Here is a 13,293-nt window from a genome sequence, read left to right as displayed (position 1 = left end):
GTCTGGTCCTTAATCGAGGTGGAGGGTGGTGAGTTTGGCGGCCTGCTGCGCCGTGCAGGTGACATCTGTCAGCGGTGCGCGCAGGGTGACGCTGTCGATCCCAGGCTGGTGCAGGGCGGCATAGATGGCCGAGAGCGGGACGGTGGCCCCGACCCGGTAATAAGCGGCTGCCGTCTTGGTCATGGCAGCGGTGGCCGCCGCAATGGCTTGCTCCTTGCCAAGGCCGGTGGCGTTGAGGGTGGCATCGACGGCATAGGGTTTGATCTGGGCTGGCTCGACGGCCACCAGATCGCACAGGGGGCGCACATCATCTGCCGAAAGCGCCTGGTTGACCCGATTGAGGGTGTCGGCACTGGGTTGGCCGGCAGGGGAGAGCAGGGTCACCCGCACGGTACCCGGCGAGGGGCTGTCGACGTCCACATCCGCCACCTCGGCGCTGGCTGACAGGGCGTGAAACTTGTAGGCATTGACTGGCCCGGCAGTGGTCAGCCCCTCAAAAGCCATCTGGCCGCGCAGGCGCAGACGGTCATCCGATTCATAGACCGGATCGACAGGCGGATTGGCCGCCGGATCCCCCGGGGTGACCAGCAGGCGGGCGATGTTGTACTCGGCGACCAGGTGGTCGAGGGTGGTGCCGCTGGCAAAGGCGAGCAGGGTCTGCTTGGCGGCATCGTTGATGCGGGCCCGCAGCACCACCTCACGATAGGCGTTCTCTTGCAGCAGCTTGTTGAGCGGCTCGGATTCGAGCTCCAGGGTGGCGGCGATGGCGGCTTGCTGGTCTGCCGGGTAGTAGCTCACCAAGGTGGCCTTGCGCTCGGCCAGGATGGTCTCAAAGTCGAGGGGCTCCACCACCGAGGGCGGTGGGAGTTGGGTCAAATCCACGTTGCTCAATTGGCGGCTCCTGTGGGGATGGTGATAGAGGCACTTTCTGTTTTTGAATCTGGCGCGCCGCCGTCTTTGCGCTGCCAGGTGAGCTCGACGGTGAGGGCACCATCCATGCCGCCGCCCAGCACATCGACCCGGGTGATGGTGATGCGGGGTTCCCAGTTGATGAGGGCCTGCACGGTGGCAGCCATCAGGCGCAGGCGAGTGGCCTGATGCTGGGGCTGGTCGATGAGGTAAAACAGCTCGCTGCCGTAGTCGCGGCGCATGACGCGGGATCCCACCGGGGTGATGAGGATGTCGCGCACCGACTGGATGATGTGGTCGGTGGCGCTGATGGCGCGGCCAGAGGCTGCATTCATGCCGAGCCAGTTCATTGCGGGCCCCCGGAAGTCCCGCTGCCGGCACTGACGCCACTGTGCTTGTGGGTGGTCACCTCGATGCCGCCAATCTTGGCGCTGGAGGCGGTGATCTTGCCGCCCGCCTCGATGGTCGAACCGACCTTGAGCGCCTGGGTGCATTCCACCAGGGGGGTGATGAGCTTGACGGTCACCGAGGCGGAGAGGGTGGCGGTCTTGATGCCGCTGGCGTTGAGCGCCCCGGTGGCCGGGTTGTACTCGATGACGGCGCCGTCGCTGTATTCGGTGCGGTCGAGGTCCGGGTTGTCATCGTCCTCCAAGGGCTCTGGGAAGGCGTCGCAGTGGATGGGGCCGACGATGTAGGCATTGCGCAAATCGCCGCTGACAGAGAGCATCAGCACCTGCTCGCCGATGGAGAGGCGATTACGGGTGCGGTTCTTCCCGGCCCGCGCTGCTGCGTAGGGCCGCCAGTTGGTGATGAGGTCGCCGGTTTTGACGCGACATTCCCCTGATCGCACGGCGGTGACGGTGCCGATGCGGATCAGGTTGTCGATCAGGCGTTGGAGTTCAGTCGGGGTCGGTTGCATGGGGCCATTGTTTTGGGCAATGGCGAGTAAGGCGAGGGGCGGCCAGTGTGTAACGGCGTTACACAATGGCCATGCTCGTTTAGGTTTTATAGCAAAATTATAGAGGTTAGCTTTTCTAATTTAAGGAAGTAAATCTTCCCTATGAATGCGAAAACTAACTGTAGAGGTGTTTTTTTATAACTTTTACAATTTTCCATACTGCATCATTAAAGCCAGATTGAATTACTTGAACATCTTTTTTACCAACGCGATTGGCCCAATCAATAGTGTCTTGTGGGTATGGGTCGACAATAAGCAAGGGGGAGCTGTTTTTTTCTAACACTCCCCAAATATGATGGTCATGTTCAATGTATTTTATTCCAGCTAATATTATCAAGTCTGACTCCAACACAAGTTCATTATATTTATGTTGACTCTCAGCTATTATGCTGGGGTTTATAAATGCTCTTTTTCCTTTTTCATACATACATAAAACCGGGCTTAAATCTTCATTATCTAGACTGCCGCACCACTTTATAACATCATGGGAGTTTATTGCGATATCAATCTCGAGGCCTTCCATAAAGACATCGCAGTCAATTGCCACAATGTTTTTAAAGATATTGTTATGTGGGTATGAAGGAAGGAAGTTTGAAGAGCCATGTGGCTTTAACAGCGTTACGCCATAATCTCCAGAGCCTTTGTAATCAGATTGGAACCCATTCAAGCTTAATGACTGCTCAATAAGAATGTCATAGTTGAGAGTGACAATGCTTATGTTTTCCATAGCTAGACGCAATTTTTTAAATAGTCTAGTGTATGCGTTATTTGGTGTTGGTTGGAATTTTGATAGGTATATTGCTATTTCTCTTTGTAATGGATTTATTTGCCTGCTGTCGTTTGGTATTTTTGCCATTCCAGCTTCAAAACCATCATCTATAAAAACCTTCTTGGTTTCATCAGAGAGGTTATAAAAAGCACCTTTTAATGAAACTAGTCGTTCAAATAAATCTTTTCCAAGTGGAGGGTTGTATGGAATCGTTCGTCCAGAATCATAGCTAGCACCTGCGCCAAACATTATTGTTATCATGCACTCCCCCACATAGTTTGTTGCTTTTATATCCATAACATCAAACAATATTCTATATCACAGTGTTCATGGATATTTAAATGTCTCAGGTTGTTTTGACACAGAAATTTATCTAAGACAAATACTTTTCATCGTTGATTTTCGTTCCTCCCCCCTCATTTAGCCAAATGGGCCAACAACAACTCCTCCAACTTTTCCACCTCCTGGTTGGTGATGCCCAGCAGCTCTCGCGCCGGATAGTGGATCTCGCGGCCCTTGATGCGGTCTTTGAGGCCGTATTGGTGAATGGTGGCGAGCCGGTTGGCGGTGCCGACAAACTCCACCACGGCCTGTTGTTCACTGGCGCGGGCCTTGAGCCAGGTGGGGTTGCTGATCTTGAAGAACATCTTGCGGCGAAGGCGCCCCCGGCCTTGCTTCAGCTTGGGCTGGGGCTTGCGCGGGGCCATGGGGCTGCCATCGGGCTGGACGTTGGCCCGGATCCGCAGGGCCTGGCTGGCGCGCAATGTGCGGGCCATCTCGCCCGCCAACTGACGGCGGGCGGCGGGTTCCATACTGGCCAGCAGGCCATCGGCCCAGTGGGTCAGGCGGCTCAGGTCGTCGGCGGCCATGGCTGATGCTCCCCGTTGATAAAGAGTTCCCAGGTGATGCCGTCATAGGGGTCTTCTGGTGGCTCTGGCAGGTGCTCCCAGCCTATCCCCTGTTCGTTTTGCCACACCCTGACCCGCTCGGTCAGCTTGACGGTGATGATGAGGTCCATCAGGTCGTTGGCAAGGTATTCCGCCTCGAAGGTGATGCCTTCCTTGCGCTGCTCGTCGTTGGTCATCAGCTCGGGCTGGTGTTGGCGCAGCCAGGCCAGCAGCGGCACCATGATCTGGTCCGGGTGGCCGGCAAAGTCCTCGATGCCGATGGTGAGGGGGTATTGCCACTCGAACGAGAGCGAGCGGGCGCCGGTGCTTTCCACATTGCCCGGGGCGATGAAGATGTGCAGCTTGTCCGGGTTGGTCTTGAGGTGGGGCACACAGCGGGTCAGTACCTCACGGATCTGTTTTGGCTTTTCCATGTTCCCTCCCGTTCTGGTGGCGTTGCTGGCAGGCGATGAGGCTATCGACCTGGGCGGCGCAGGTGGCCCAGGCGGCCTCGGTCTGGGTCAGTTGATCCATGAGGTCGCCGTTATTGACCGGGCTGGCTGCCGGCAGTTGGCAGGGCGCCGGGGCCGGACAGGTGAGCCTGATAATCTGCGGCGCCGGTGAGGGCGGGGCGCTGGAGCAACCTGACAACAGGATCAGGCAGAGGGCGATCAGCCCACTCCTTGAGTTCGGCATTTTCACGTTTGAGCCTCTTGATGGTGTCGGCCCTGGTGGCGGCCGTGATGGTCAGATCGCCAAGCTGGCGTTGCAGCGTGGCGGCGGCGCTTGCCTGGGCGTCCAGCTCTCTGCTGAGGGTATCGATGGCCCCGTCTTTGGTCTTTTCCCGCCGCTCGGCCTCGACGGCCTTGTCGTTGGCGGCCTTGAGGTCGCTTTGTAGGGTGGTGACGTGGCCCTTGGAGGTCGCCGCTGAGCGAGCAGACCAGCCCCAGCCAGCCAAGGCGATGGTCAGCGCCAGCAGCAACCAGGTGAGGGGGGAGCGCAGAAATGCCATTACGGTTTCCTCGGTGGTGGGGTGGGCTGCGGCTTATTCTGGGTACATCCTCTGAACGGGCAGACCATGCAGCCACCAAGCCAGCGCAATTCCAGACACTTCGCATCCAGCTTGGTGCAGGTTTTCCCTACCAAGTGACCGCACTTAGGCCGAGGCATCCGCCACCTCCTTCACCGGGTAGACCTTGGCAAAGTGGCTGTATGCCTTGGCGAGCTTGGTGTCGTAGTCGTTGTCCTTGTAGGCCGGGCCGTTGTAGCGGCGGGCAAAGTCAGCCCACTTGCGACCCTGCAGGGCCTTGTGCATGGCGGGATCTTGCTGGATGAAGCGGCACAGGGCGGTGAGGTGGTCCACTTCGCTGCGCTGCATGGCGGTCTGCCAGTCGCTGGCCGAGGCAAAGCCCAGCGCCTGCCAGTGGAAGCCCATGATCTGGAACATTCCCCAACTGGCCGACTCGATGGCGGCATCCCGGTGCAGGCTGATGGCGAGTTGTAGCCGCTCCCACTCGGCCGCTCCACCGGCATAGCCGCCGCGCTTGGGGTTGACCAGGTTGGGGTAACGGGCCGCCATCTGGTCGGCGGCGGCCTTGCCCAGGTGCTGGGTGAGCTGCTTGTAGAACACATGCCGCTCGAACAGCACCACCGGGCGCTGGTCTTGGGTGAAGCCTTCACCAATGCTCTCGACCTGGGCGACGGTGGCCATGGTGGCCAGCGGCAGGCCCAGCAGGTCGGCGCCAGCCTGCATGTCACTGATGCGCAACTGGTTGCCCCGCTCGCTGCCGAGCAGGGCGGCCAGGGTGCGGGGGCCTGCCTGGCCGATGGCGGTGATCATGTAGTCCCGCTGAAAGGCGAGCAGGGCGCGCTCTGTGGCATCGCCAAACCAGCCATCCGGATCGAGCGGATAACCGGCTTTGGTCAGGCGACGCTGCAAATCGGCGACGGCGGCGCCCGTATCCCCTTTTTTCAGGCTCATGGTTGAAACCTCCCGTTCAGATGGCTGGCGGTAGTCGGTTGCTGGCGCCGTCGTGGCAGCAGGCGCATGACGGATCCGCGAGAGCCGATCAGTGCTGTGAGTACGACAGAGGCCAGCATGACGGCGGCGGGGTCAGGAGCGGGCAGTGCCCCGATCAGGGCGCGCAGCGGCACGGACCCGGCGGCCACGGTGATGGCCCAGGCCAGCACGGCAGGGAGGGGGCGATAGTCGCCCCCGTTGCGGTTGAAGGTGGCGATACGCAGCGCGATGGCGGCACAGATCATGGCGTAGAGGATGGTCAGCATGTCAGCCCCCGTTGAGGGCTTGGCGCTTGCGCCATGCCCATTTAATGGTGGTGATGATTGCCAGCAGCAGCCCCAGCAGGGCGGTGGCAGCAGCCACATTTACTGACGTCGCAACAAGGTCCAGTGGTTTTTGGCTGACAAACTCCACGGTCATGAACCCCAGGCAGGCAAAAACAATCATCAGACCTGTTTTGATGGATTCTTTGATGAGTTCTTCGACCAACCCGACCAGATAAATTGCGAGTCTTTTCAGTTGGTTCATGTCAGCCCCCTTTGCGGAGTTTGAGCAGGTCTTCCGGCGTTTTGCGCAGGATCCACTGCAACAGGTGGACGGCCAACGCCGAGGCCAGCATTGCGCCGACGGCCCTGGGGACCTCGACGCTGAGTGGCAGCACGCTGGCCAGCATGGCGGCAACCAGCGGCGCCGCCAGTGCCCCCGCCACGAAGGCGGCAACGAACAGCCCCGCTTTGCGCAGGTTGCCCAGCTCGGCCGTGGTGGCGATGAACACCAGCGCCCCGGCGAATGCACCGAGCAGGACGCCGGGGTCTACGCCCGGGAAGAGGGACAGCAACGCCAAGGCGCTCAGGGTGCTGGTTGCTGCACTGGATGAAATGGGTTCTGGCATCGTGCTCTCCTATCGTTTGCCGCCGTAGTGGCGAGCGGTTTGAAATTCGTGGATGGTCTGGCACTCGGCGCAGCGTTCGCAGCCCCGGATCGCTTCACGGCGCGCCTGCGGGATGGTGTTGTCGCAGTCGATGCAGTAGTGCGGGCCGGTGCCACTGATACGGGCGGCGTGGATGCGGGTAGCGAGTTGCTGCTCGCTGATGTCGGCTAGTCGTTCGAGTTCGTCGTCGAGGCGGCTCATGGTCATTCCCATAGCTGGATCAGCGGCTGCTCGGCCTGGGTGGGGGCCGCTGGCATTGTGATGAGGGTTCCGGTCGGGAGGATGGGGCCGAGCGCGGCCAAACCGGGGTTGAGGTTGAGCACTTGCTCGGTGATGCCTGCGGTGTAGCCGTAGTGCCGGAACAGGATGAGGTCGAGGGTGTCACCCTGTTGGCTGCGCAGCTCCATCAGATGAGCGCCACGGTGATGTGGGTGGTACCGAGGATATCGCGAATGGCAAAGCGGGCGTCGCGGTAGAGGTCGTCAGAGCTGATGATTTTGGCATCGGCCCCTTTGACGCCATCACCGGTGGCGCTGTAGTCGGTGTAACGCTCCAGCAGGTTGGCGCGGGTCATGGCATAGACGGCGCGCCGGTAGCTGTGCAGGTACGCCGATTCGCCATTGATGACCTCGCCCGGTACGGCGGCCAGGGTGGCGACCCCTTCTGCCTCACGGGCGCGGCGCCAGTCAGCCAGATCCCGGTTGACGCTGGTGATGGCGTCGATCACGGCATGCTTGAGGCGGGCCGTGGTGACGGTGCCATCGAGCCGGACGGTGTCGCGCAGGTCAGGCAGTGAGATCACCGGCCAGAAGGGGCTGGAGTCTATCTCCCCTTCGGCTGGCGACGTGGGGGCATTGGCAATGAATCCGGTGCTCATGGTGCTCCTTTTCCGCTTGTTGGGCGGTGGTCGGGCCGTCTGGTATGCGCAACGCATTCGTCAGGCCCGAGCCGCCCAGGGTGCGGGGTTCGCTCGGTTAGCTGCCGCCGCCGGTGGCGTCGGGCTGCTGTTCTTTTTTCAGTTCGCGCTCGAGCACTTCGAGCTCTTTCTTGATGCCCACCTTGTCGTGCAGTTCGATGGCGCGGCGGTAGTGCTGGGCGGCCTGCTCCTTGAACCCTTCGGCCAGTGCTGCGCGGCCCACGGCCTTGTGCAGCTTGGCGCGCACCTGGTCGAAGATGTCGGAGTGGGTCAGCAGCTCGAGGTAAGCGCACAGCAGGCCATAACTGGGGCCCGCGCCTGCCTCTTGCAGCTTGATGCCGGTGTCGGCCACCTCTTCGGCGAGCAGGGTGGCGGCGGTGCGCTCGTAGCGGTCCGGGGTGCTGAGGCCGTGGCGGATCACGTAATCAGCCATGTTGAAGGCCCCTTCGAGATCGCCGGTGTCGAGGGTCCAGAGCATGACGGTGACGAGGACGTCATCTTGTCCGCCCCGGTCGGCGGCCAGCAGGCCATCAATCCACGGCTTGTAGACGCCCAGCATGGTGCGCTTGGCATCGATCTTGCGCTCGATGCTCTGGATGCCCTTGAGGGTGCGGCGGTGTTCGGCCAACTGCATCAGCTGCAGCTCGTAGGCGTTGGCGCGGGCCTGGTCGAATTGGGGATTGGCCGCCCCTTGCAGGGCGGCCAGTGCTCTTTCGCGGTGGCGGCGGGCGGGAGTCATGCCACCCCCTTACTCGCCAGGGGCCGGGTTCGGCCCGATGACGATGTTTTCGACCAGGGCGGCGCAGTCGTAGTCCTCGACCACGTAAGCGTCGTTGGTGCTTTCGTAGTTGACGATACGGTTGCGCTTGGGCTCGTCTTCGATGTAACGACGGCGGGCGCCGGTCTGCCAGTAGATGGAGAGGTTGCTGAGCTTGGTGATGAGCAGCTTGTCTTCGGGGAAGAAGGGGACGCGCACGGCCTTGAGGCCGCCGATCTGCTTCTGGCTCACCAGCACCTGACCAGCCAGTTTGTTTTGGTTGTCGCCCGCGTCGTTGATGATGGGGAAGTATTTGTCGGAGAGCATCTTGCGGCCACAGATGACCACCAGGTCGGTATCGTCCTGATACCAGGGTTTGATCAGCTCGTTCACAACGTCGTATACCAGGGCGTCGATGTTTTTATAATCGCCGTCGTTGGCATCGACGTAGATCTTGCCGCTGCCCTCGGTGCCTTCGCTCATGACCTGGGCCGGGGCGTCAGTGCGGATGTGTTGCAGCCAGCCGATGTTGACGTCTTGCAGCAGGGGATGGGCGTTGCGATCGGTGTCGGGTTCGGCGGTGGTGCCATGCCAGCCGATCATGATGCGGTCCAGCCCCTGACGGGTGAGGATGGCGTCACGGACACGGGTCTGGAAGTCGGGGAACTTGGCCCAGGCGTCGATTTGGCCGTAGCCGATCTGGGTATCGAAGTTGGTCTGGGCGCATTCGTAGCTCTGGTCGTAGAGACCGTGCGGGCTGTTGGGCTGGCGGTCTTTGGTGTCGGTGTTGGTGCGACCGGCGATGGTGCTGGTGATGCCGATACCGACCTTTTGGCCTTTCATTTCATCGACAGGGATGACGTTGATCATGCCGAGGAAGGCGACCGACTCCTGCATTTTGGTTTCCAGGGTCTGCTGGACGGTCGGCTGCACGTTGAACTGCACCATGGCGCTGGTGATGGCGTTGAGTTTGGCCACCTGGCCGGTGAACTCGTTGAACTTCTGGCGGGTTTCGTTACGCATTGGGCATGGTCCTTAGCAGTCGGTTTGAATGGAGGCGCTATCGCCACCGGTGGCGGGCGGGCGTTGCTGGTTGAAATCTTCCTGGCCTTCCAGGTTGGCAGTGAGGTCGGCCAGCGCCTTGGCGGTGATATCCAGCTTGCTGGTCAGCTCGGTGATGGTCTGGGCCTGCTCGGTGAACTTCTTCTGCATGCCGGCATCGAGGCTGGTGACCTCTTTCGCCACCGTCTCTACGGCCTGGTGCACGTCGCTGAGATCGGCGGTGGATTGCTTCTTGTGGCTGGAGAACAGCGCGGTGATGCGCTCGGCCAGGGAGGGGCCTTTCTCCTGTTCACTTTCGAATTCGATGACGGTTTCCAGCGCTTCGGTGAACAAGCACTCCTTGTGCTGCTTGCGAGAGGCCAACGGCGACTTGTCACCTGCACCTGCGCAGAACTGGAGCATGTCGGTCCCCAGGCTGGCGGGGGAGTCGGTGATCGCCAGCCCCATCAGGTAGGCGCCCTTTTCGTTCAGGTTGGGGTGGATCTCGACCGAGGTGAACACCTTCTGGCGCTTCTTGTTCAACTCGACCAGCTCCGGGGTCGGGTCAATCTGCACGAACAGGGCCAGGCGCTGCTCGCCTTCGATGGTGACCTCTTCGGTCTTGGCGGCGGTGATGTCGCCGTACATCTTGAACAGGCCGTTGGGGTCAATGCCCCGGATGTGCTCCATATTGACCCGGGCGCCGTAGGTGGACTGGTTGTAGCGCTGAGCCATCTGCTCAAGCCATTCGCGGGTGATGGCGCGGCCATCGGTTGTGCCCCCTTCTACGGCAACACGGAAAAATTTGGACTTTGCCATGGGCTGGGATCCCTTTGGTGATTGGGTGGTGATGTCGCGGTTATGGTCTGGGTGAGCGGCGGGATCGTGCAATCGGCGGCCAGTGTGTGCGGCGCTGGCACATTGGCGCGGGGGCGTTTGGAGCAGTAGCGGCTGGGTAGACTGGCGCCATGACAGCACCCTTACTCTTCCCCCATATCGAACCCCGCAGGCAGGCCATGCACCTGTACTTTCAGGGGTACAAGATCCGAGCCATTGCGGAGCTGCTGGCGACCCCCGAGGGGACGGTCGGCACCTGGAAATCCCGCGACGGTTGGGATGACATCAAACCCATTGACCGGGTCGACTTCGCCATCGAGGCGCGGATGTGCCAGCTGATCGCCAAGGAGGTGAAAACCGGCGGCGATTTCAAGGAGATTGACCTGCTGGGCAGGCAGTTGGAGCGCATCGCCCGGGTCAACAAATACAGCAAGGGCGGCAACGAGGCCGACCTCAACCCCAAGGTGGCGAACCGCAACAGGGGGCCGAAGAAAGCCCCCGAGCGCAACGTGGTGGAGCCCGAACAGCAGGAGCGGCTGATCGAGCGCTTCGAGTCCACCATGTTCGATTACCAGCGGGTCTGGTATGAGGCGGGCAAGCAGTATCGGCGGCGCAACCTGCTCAAATCGCGTCAAATCGGGGCGACCTACTTCTTTGCCTTCGAGGCCTTCATCGACGCCCTGGTCACCGGGCGCAACCAGATTTTCCTGTCGGCCAGCAAATCACAGGCCCACATCTTCAAGCAGTACATCATCCAGTTTGCCAACGCAGAAGGGGTGGAGCTCAAGGGCGACCCCATGGTGCTGCCGAACGGGGCGCACCTCTACTTCCTCGGCACCAACGCCCGCACCGCGCAGGGCTACCATGGCAACATCTACATGGACGAATACTTCTGGATCCATGGCTTTGCGGATTTTCGCAACGTGGCCAGCGGGATGGCGATGCACAAAAAGTGGCGTCAGACCTACTTCTCCACCCCCTCCAGCCTCTCCCATCCGGCATACAAATTCTGGTCGGGTGAGGAGTTCAACAAGGGCAGGCCCAAGGCCGACCAGATCAAATTTGACTTGAGCCACGCCCACCTGATGGGCGGCAAGCTTGGTGGCGATGGTCAATGGCGCCAGATCGTCACGGTGGAAGATGCGGTGCGTGGCGGCTGCGACCTGTTCGACATGGCCCAACTGCACAGTGAGTATTCCGAGGAGCGTTTCCGCAACCTGCTGATGTGCGAATTCATGGACGACACCTCCAGCGTCTTCCCGCTCGCCACCCTGCAGCGCTGCATGGTCGACAGTTGGGAGCTGTGGGACGACTACAAGCCCTTTGCCCTGCGCCCCCTGGGCAACCGCTCGGTGTGGATCGGCTATGACCCGGCCAAGGGCGGGCAGGGCGATAGCGCAGGCTGCGCCGTGCTGGCCCCGCCGGCGGTACCGGGCGGCAAGTTCCGGGTGCTGGAGCGCCACCGCTGGAGCGGGATGGATTTCGACGCCCAGGCGCGGGCCATCAAGGCCATGTGCGAGCGCTACAACGTCGGCTATATCGGCATCGACACCACCGGGATCGGGGAGGGGGTTTACCAGTTGGTGAAGCAGTTCTACCCGGCAGTGACCCCCATCCAGTACAACCCGAGCGTGAAAATCCAGATGGTGATGAAGGCCCAGGATGTGATGAACAAGGGGCGGCTGGAATTCGACAGCGGGATGACCGATCTGGCCCAGGCCTTCATGAGCATCCGCCGCGCCGTGACCGCGGGCGGCAAGCTGCCGACCTTCGAGGCGAGCCGCTCCGACGAAACCAGCCACGCCGACATTGCCTGGGCAACCATGCAAGCCCTGTTACATGAGCCGCTGGCAGGTGCCACCGGTGCCAATACCAGCATGATGGAGATTTTCTCATGAGAAAGCGCCGCCCACAGCGCCATACCCCGCCGGTGACGGCGACCCAGAAACCCGGCGCGGCCATCGAGGCGTTCAGTTTTGGCGAGCCGGTGCCCGTCTTATCGCAACGGGAAGTGTTCGACTACCTGGAGGCCATGCACAACGGCCGCTGGTACGAGCCGCCCCTCTCCCTCAATGGGCTGTCCCGGGTCTATCGGGCTGGGGTGCATCACGCCTCTGCCATCCAGGTAAAGCGCAACATCCTGCGCTCCTGCTTCATCCCGCATCCTAAATTGAGCTTGGCCGCCTTCACCGGCCTGGTGCTGGACTACCTCATCTTCGGCAACGGCTACCTGCAGGCGGTGCAGAACCGACTCGGCGGGGTGCTGCGCTATGACCACCTGCGCGCCAAGTACACCCGGCGCGCGCTGGATCTCAACCAGTATTGGTGGATTGCCCAGCCCGGCCAGGAGCAGGCCCTGCCCACTGGCCGGGTGGGCCACGTGATGGAGGCCGACATCAACCAGGAGATCTACGGCATCCCCGACTATGTCGGCGGGCTCAACTCCACCCTGCTCAACGAGTCGGCCACCCTGTTCCGCCGCCGCTACTACGAGAACGGCAGCCACGCGGGCTTCATCATGCACATCACAGACCCAACGCAGAATGAGCAGGACATCAAGGACCTTAAAGAAGCCCTGCGCCAGAGCAAGGGCCCCGGCAACTTCCGCAACCTCTTGCTCTACACCCCGGGCGGCAGCAAGGACGGGGTCAAGCTGATCCCGGTGGCCGAGGTGGCCGCCAAGGATGATTTCCTCAGCATCAAGAACGTGAGCCGGGATGACCAGCTGGCCAGCCACCGGGTACCGCCCCAGTTGATGGGAGTCATGCCCAACAGCACCGGCGGCTTTGGCGATGTGACCAAGGCCGCCCAGGTGTTCGACATCAACGAGATAGACAGCATCAAGGCCAGCTTGCTGGCGCTCAATGACTGGGCGGGGGAGGAGATAATCCGGTTCAATCCCTACCGACTGTCAGATCTGACAGGGCAGGCGGCATAGGCGAGGCTACAGTTACAAGGACCTTATGAGTCGCTAAAACGGCGTAAGAGAGGCCCCCTCACCGAGGGGGCTTTGTTTTGCCTGGCGTTCAGCGCCCTGACACCCCGGGGCGGCGGCCCCTCAGCACCCGGCGCGCGCAGTCAAGACCCCGCCTCGCCTGCCCGCTTTATGTGTCGATTTCCATGCAGGTGAACGATTGGGAAAGGGGAGCGGCGCCCCGCGCCAGCACTGGCCGCGCGGGGCAAGTCGGATCCATTTTGCGATCCTTCACTTTCCGTCAGATCCATTCACTTCCGTTCTGGTGTGGTCACTCCACCCCCTTGCTCTTCC

The 13,293-nt window shown here is 61.2% G+C and carries 20 protein-coding genes; 2 read left to right on the top strand and 18 right to left on the bottom strand.

All coding sequences use genetic code 11. The features are described 5' to 3' along the window. Positions 1-9: 9 nt before the first annotated feature. From KW824_RS05340 to KW824_RS05255, 18 genes are all read right to left on the bottom strand, one after another. Complete coding sequence (locus tag KW824_RS05340; RefSeq protein ID WP_371316609.1) at positions 10-882, bottom strand: baseplate J/gp47 family protein; 873 nt, start codon at positions 880-882, stop codon at positions 10-12. 5 nt (positions 883-887) lie between these two features. Beyond that, entirely contained in the window at positions 888-1,259 is a 372-nt protein-coding gene (locus tag KW824_RS05335) for a GPW/gp25 family protein (RefSeq protein WP_214005424.1), read from the bottom strand. Then, positions 1,256-1,828 (bottom strand): phage baseplate assembly protein V, encoded by a 573-nt coding sequence (locus tag KW824_RS05330; RefSeq protein ID WP_218409171.1) that lies wholly within the window; start codon positions 1,826-1,828, stop codon positions 1,256-1,258. The genes KW824_RS05335 and KW824_RS05330 overlap by 4 nt, the downstream gene beginning before the upstream one ends. 154 nt (positions 1,829-1,982) lie before the next feature. Next, positions 1,983-2,933, bottom strand: a complete 951-nt coding sequence (locus KW824_RS05325; protein ID WP_218409170.1) for a hypothetical protein — start codon at positions 2,931-2,933, stop codon at positions 1,983-1,985. A gap of 119 nt (positions 2,934-3,052) precedes the next feature. Next, positions 3,053-3,505 carry a phage virion morphogenesis protein gene (locus KW824_RS05320; RefSeq protein WP_218409169.1) on the bottom strand — a complete coding sequence of 151 codons (453 nt, stop codon included), beginning with the start codon at positions 3,503-3,505 and terminating at the stop codon, positions 3,053-3,055. Then, positions 3,487-3,957, bottom strand: coding sequence for a phage tail protein (locus tag KW824_RS05315; RefSeq protein ID WP_123246919.1), 471 nt, complete (start codon positions 3,955-3,957; stop codon positions 3,487-3,489). Before KW824_RS05315 ends, KW824_RS05320 begins: the two co-directional genes overlap by 19 nt. Continuing rightward, positions 3,932-4,174, bottom strand: a complete 243-nt coding sequence (lysC, locus tag KW824_RS05310; protein ID WP_256351285.1) for an Rz1-like lysis system protein LysC — start codon at positions 4,172-4,174, stop codon at positions 3,932-3,934. Before lysC ends, KW824_RS05315 begins: the two co-directional genes overlap by 26 nt. Continuing rightward, positions 4,068-4,535 carry an Rz-like lysis system protein LysB gene (gene lysB / locus KW824_RS05305; protein ID WP_256351284.1) on the bottom strand — a complete coding sequence of 156 codons (468 nt, stop codon included), beginning with the start codon at positions 4,533-4,535 and terminating at the stop codon, positions 4,068-4,070. The genes lysC and lysB overlap by 107 nt, the downstream gene beginning before the upstream one ends. A 144-nt stretch (positions 4,536-4,679) precedes the next feature. Next, positions 4,680-5,504 (bottom strand): N-acetylmuramidase family protein, encoded by an 825-nt coding sequence (locus tag KW824_RS05300; protein ID WP_218409167.1) that lies wholly within the window; start codon positions 5,502-5,504, stop codon positions 4,680-4,682. Further along, positions 5,501-5,809, bottom strand: coding sequence for a phage holin family protein (locus KW824_RS05295; RefSeq protein WP_218409166.1), 309 nt, complete (start codon positions 5,807-5,809; stop codon positions 5,501-5,503). The genes KW824_RS05300 and KW824_RS05295 overlap by 4 nt, the downstream gene beginning before the upstream one ends. 1 nt (position 5,810) lies before the next feature. Next, a complete protein-coding gene (locus tag KW824_RS05290; protein WP_218409165.1) occupies positions 5,811-6,071 on the bottom strand; it encodes a hypothetical protein in 261 nt (86 codons plus the stop codon). 1 nt (position 6,072) lies between these two features. After that, the gene (locus KW824_RS05285; RefSeq protein WP_041214915.1) at positions 6,073-6,435 is read right to left on the bottom strand and encodes a putative holin; all 363 of its coding nucleotides are present in this window, start codon (positions 6,433-6,435) and stop codon (positions 6,073-6,075) included. 9 nt (positions 6,436-6,444) lie between these two features. Beyond that, the gene (locus tag KW824_RS05280) at positions 6,445-6,675 is read right to left on the bottom strand and encodes a TraR/DksA C4-type zinc finger protein (protein ID WP_218409164.1); all 231 of its coding nucleotides are present in this window, start codon (positions 6,673-6,675) and stop codon (positions 6,445-6,447) included. Positions 6,676-6,677: 2 nt separating this feature from the next. Next, positions 6,678-6,881: a tail protein X gene (locus tag KW824_RS05275; RefSeq protein ID WP_218409163.1), complete on the bottom strand. Its 204-nt coding sequence runs from the start codon at positions 6,879-6,881 to the stop codon at positions 6,678-6,680. Continuing rightward, positions 6,881-7,351: a head completion/stabilization protein gene (locus KW824_RS05270; protein WP_218409162.1), complete on the bottom strand. Its 471-nt coding sequence runs from the start codon at positions 7,349-7,351 to the stop codon at positions 6,881-6,883. Before KW824_RS05270 ends, KW824_RS05275 begins: the two co-directional genes overlap by 1 nt. A 97-nt stretch (positions 7,352-7,448) precedes the next feature. Then, complete coding sequence (gpM, locus tag KW824_RS05265; protein ID WP_218409161.1) at positions 7,449-8,129, bottom strand: phage terminase small subunit; 681 nt, start codon at positions 8,127-8,129, stop codon at positions 7,449-7,451. Positions 8,130-8,138: 9 nt separating this feature from the next. Continuing rightward, positions 8,139-9,170, bottom strand: a complete 1,032-nt coding sequence (locus KW824_RS05260; protein WP_218409160.1) for a phage major capsid protein, P2 family — start codon at positions 9,168-9,170, stop codon at positions 8,139-8,141. A 12-nt stretch (positions 9,171-9,182) separates the two neighbouring features. Continuing rightward, on the bottom strand, positions 9,183-10,007 hold the full coding sequence (locus tag KW824_RS05255; protein ID WP_218409159.1) for a GPO family capsid scaffolding protein: 825 nt from the start codon (positions 10,005-10,007) through the stop codon (positions 9,183-9,185). A 149-nt stretch (positions 10,008-10,156) separates the two neighbouring features. Between KW824_RS05255 and KW824_RS05250 the strand changes: the two genes are divergently transcribed. Further along, positions 10,157-11,923, top strand: a complete 1,767-nt coding sequence (locus KW824_RS05250; protein WP_218409158.1) for a terminase ATPase subunit family protein — start codon at positions 10,157-10,159, stop codon at positions 11,921-11,923. After that, positions 11,920-12,963 (top strand): phage portal protein, encoded by a 1,044-nt coding sequence (locus tag KW824_RS05245; protein WP_218409157.1) that lies wholly within the window; start codon positions 11,920-11,922, stop codon positions 12,961-12,963. Before KW824_RS05250 ends, KW824_RS05245 begins: the two co-directional genes overlap by 4 nt. The last annotated feature ends 330 nt before the right edge of the window (positions 12,964-13,293 follow it).

The organism is Aeromonas sp. sif0611 (assembly GCF_019218845.1).
Lineage (GTDB): Bacteria > Pseudomonadota > Gammaproteobacteria > Enterobacterales > Aeromonadaceae > Aeromonas > Aeromonas media.
The sequence above is the reverse complement of the archived record's forward strand: the minus strand, read 5'-3'. Positions and strand labels throughout refer to the sequence as shown.

Coding starts and splice junctions, on each gene's coding strand:
- KW824_RS05335 (WP_214005424.1), bottom strand. CDS start 1,259: ATGAACTGGCTCGGCATGAATGCAGCCTCTGGCCGCGCCATCAGCGCC.
- KW824_RS05330 (WP_218409171.1), bottom strand. CDS start 1,828: ATGCAACCGACCCCGACTGAACTCCAACGCCTGATCGACAACCTGATC.
- KW824_RS05325 (WP_218409170.1), bottom strand. CDS start 2,933: ATGGATATAAAAGCAACAAACTATGTGGGGGAGTGCATGATAACAATA.
- KW824_RS05320 (WP_218409169.1), bottom strand. CDS start 3,505: ATGGCCGCCGACGACCTGAGCCGCCTGACCCACTGGGCCGATGGCCTG.
- KW824_RS05315 (WP_123246919.1), bottom strand. CDS start 3,957: ATGGAAAAGCCAAAACAGATCCGTGAGGTACTGACCCGCTGTGTGCCC.
- lysB (WP_256351284.1), bottom strand. CDS start 4,535: ATGGCATTTCTGCGCTCCCCCCTCACCTGGTTGCTGCTGGCGCTGACC.
- KW824_RS05300 (WP_218409167.1), bottom strand. CDS start 5,504: ATGAGCCTGAAAAAAGGGGATACGGGCGCCGCCGTCGCCGATTTGCAG.
- KW824_RS05295 (WP_218409166.1), bottom strand. CDS start 5,809: ATGCTGACCATCCTCTACGCCATGATCTGTGCCGCCATCGCGCTGCGT.
- KW824_RS05290 (WP_218409165.1), bottom strand. CDS start 6,071: ATGAACCAACTGAAAAGACTCGCAATTTATCTGGTCGGGTTGGTCGAA.
- KW824_RS05285 (WP_041214915.1), bottom strand. CDS start 6,435: ATGCCAGAACCCATTTCATCCAGTGCAGCAACCAGCACCCTGAGCGCC.
- KW824_RS05280 (WP_218409164.1), bottom strand. CDS start 6,675: ATGAGCCGCCTCGACGACGAACTCGAACGACTAGCCGACATCAGCGAG.
- KW824_RS05275 (WP_218409163.1), bottom strand. CDS start 6,881: ATGGAGCTGCGCAGCCAACAGGGTGACACCCTCGACCTCATCCTGTTC.
- KW824_RS05270 (WP_218409162.1), bottom strand. CDS start 7,351: ATGAGCACCGGATTCATTGCCAATGCCCCCACGTCGCCAGCCGAAGGG.
- gpM (WP_218409161.1), bottom strand. CDS start 8,129: ATGACTCCCGCCCGCCGCCACCGCGAAAGAGCACTGGCCGCCCTGCAA.
- KW824_RS05260 (WP_218409160.1), bottom strand. CDS start 9,170: ATGCGTAACGAAACCCGCCAGAAGTTCAACGAGTTCACCGGCCAGGTG.
- KW824_RS05255 (WP_218409159.1), bottom strand. CDS start 10,007: ATGGCAAAGTCCAAATTTTTCCGTGTTGCCGTAGAAGGGGGCACAACC.
- KW824_RS05250 (WP_218409158.1), top strand. CDS start 10,157: ATGACAGCACCCTTACTCTTCCCCCATATCGAACCCCGCAGGCAGGCC.
- KW824_RS05245 (WP_218409157.1), top strand. CDS start 11,920: ATGAGAAAGCGCCGCCCACAGCGCCATACCCCGCCGGTGACGGCGACC.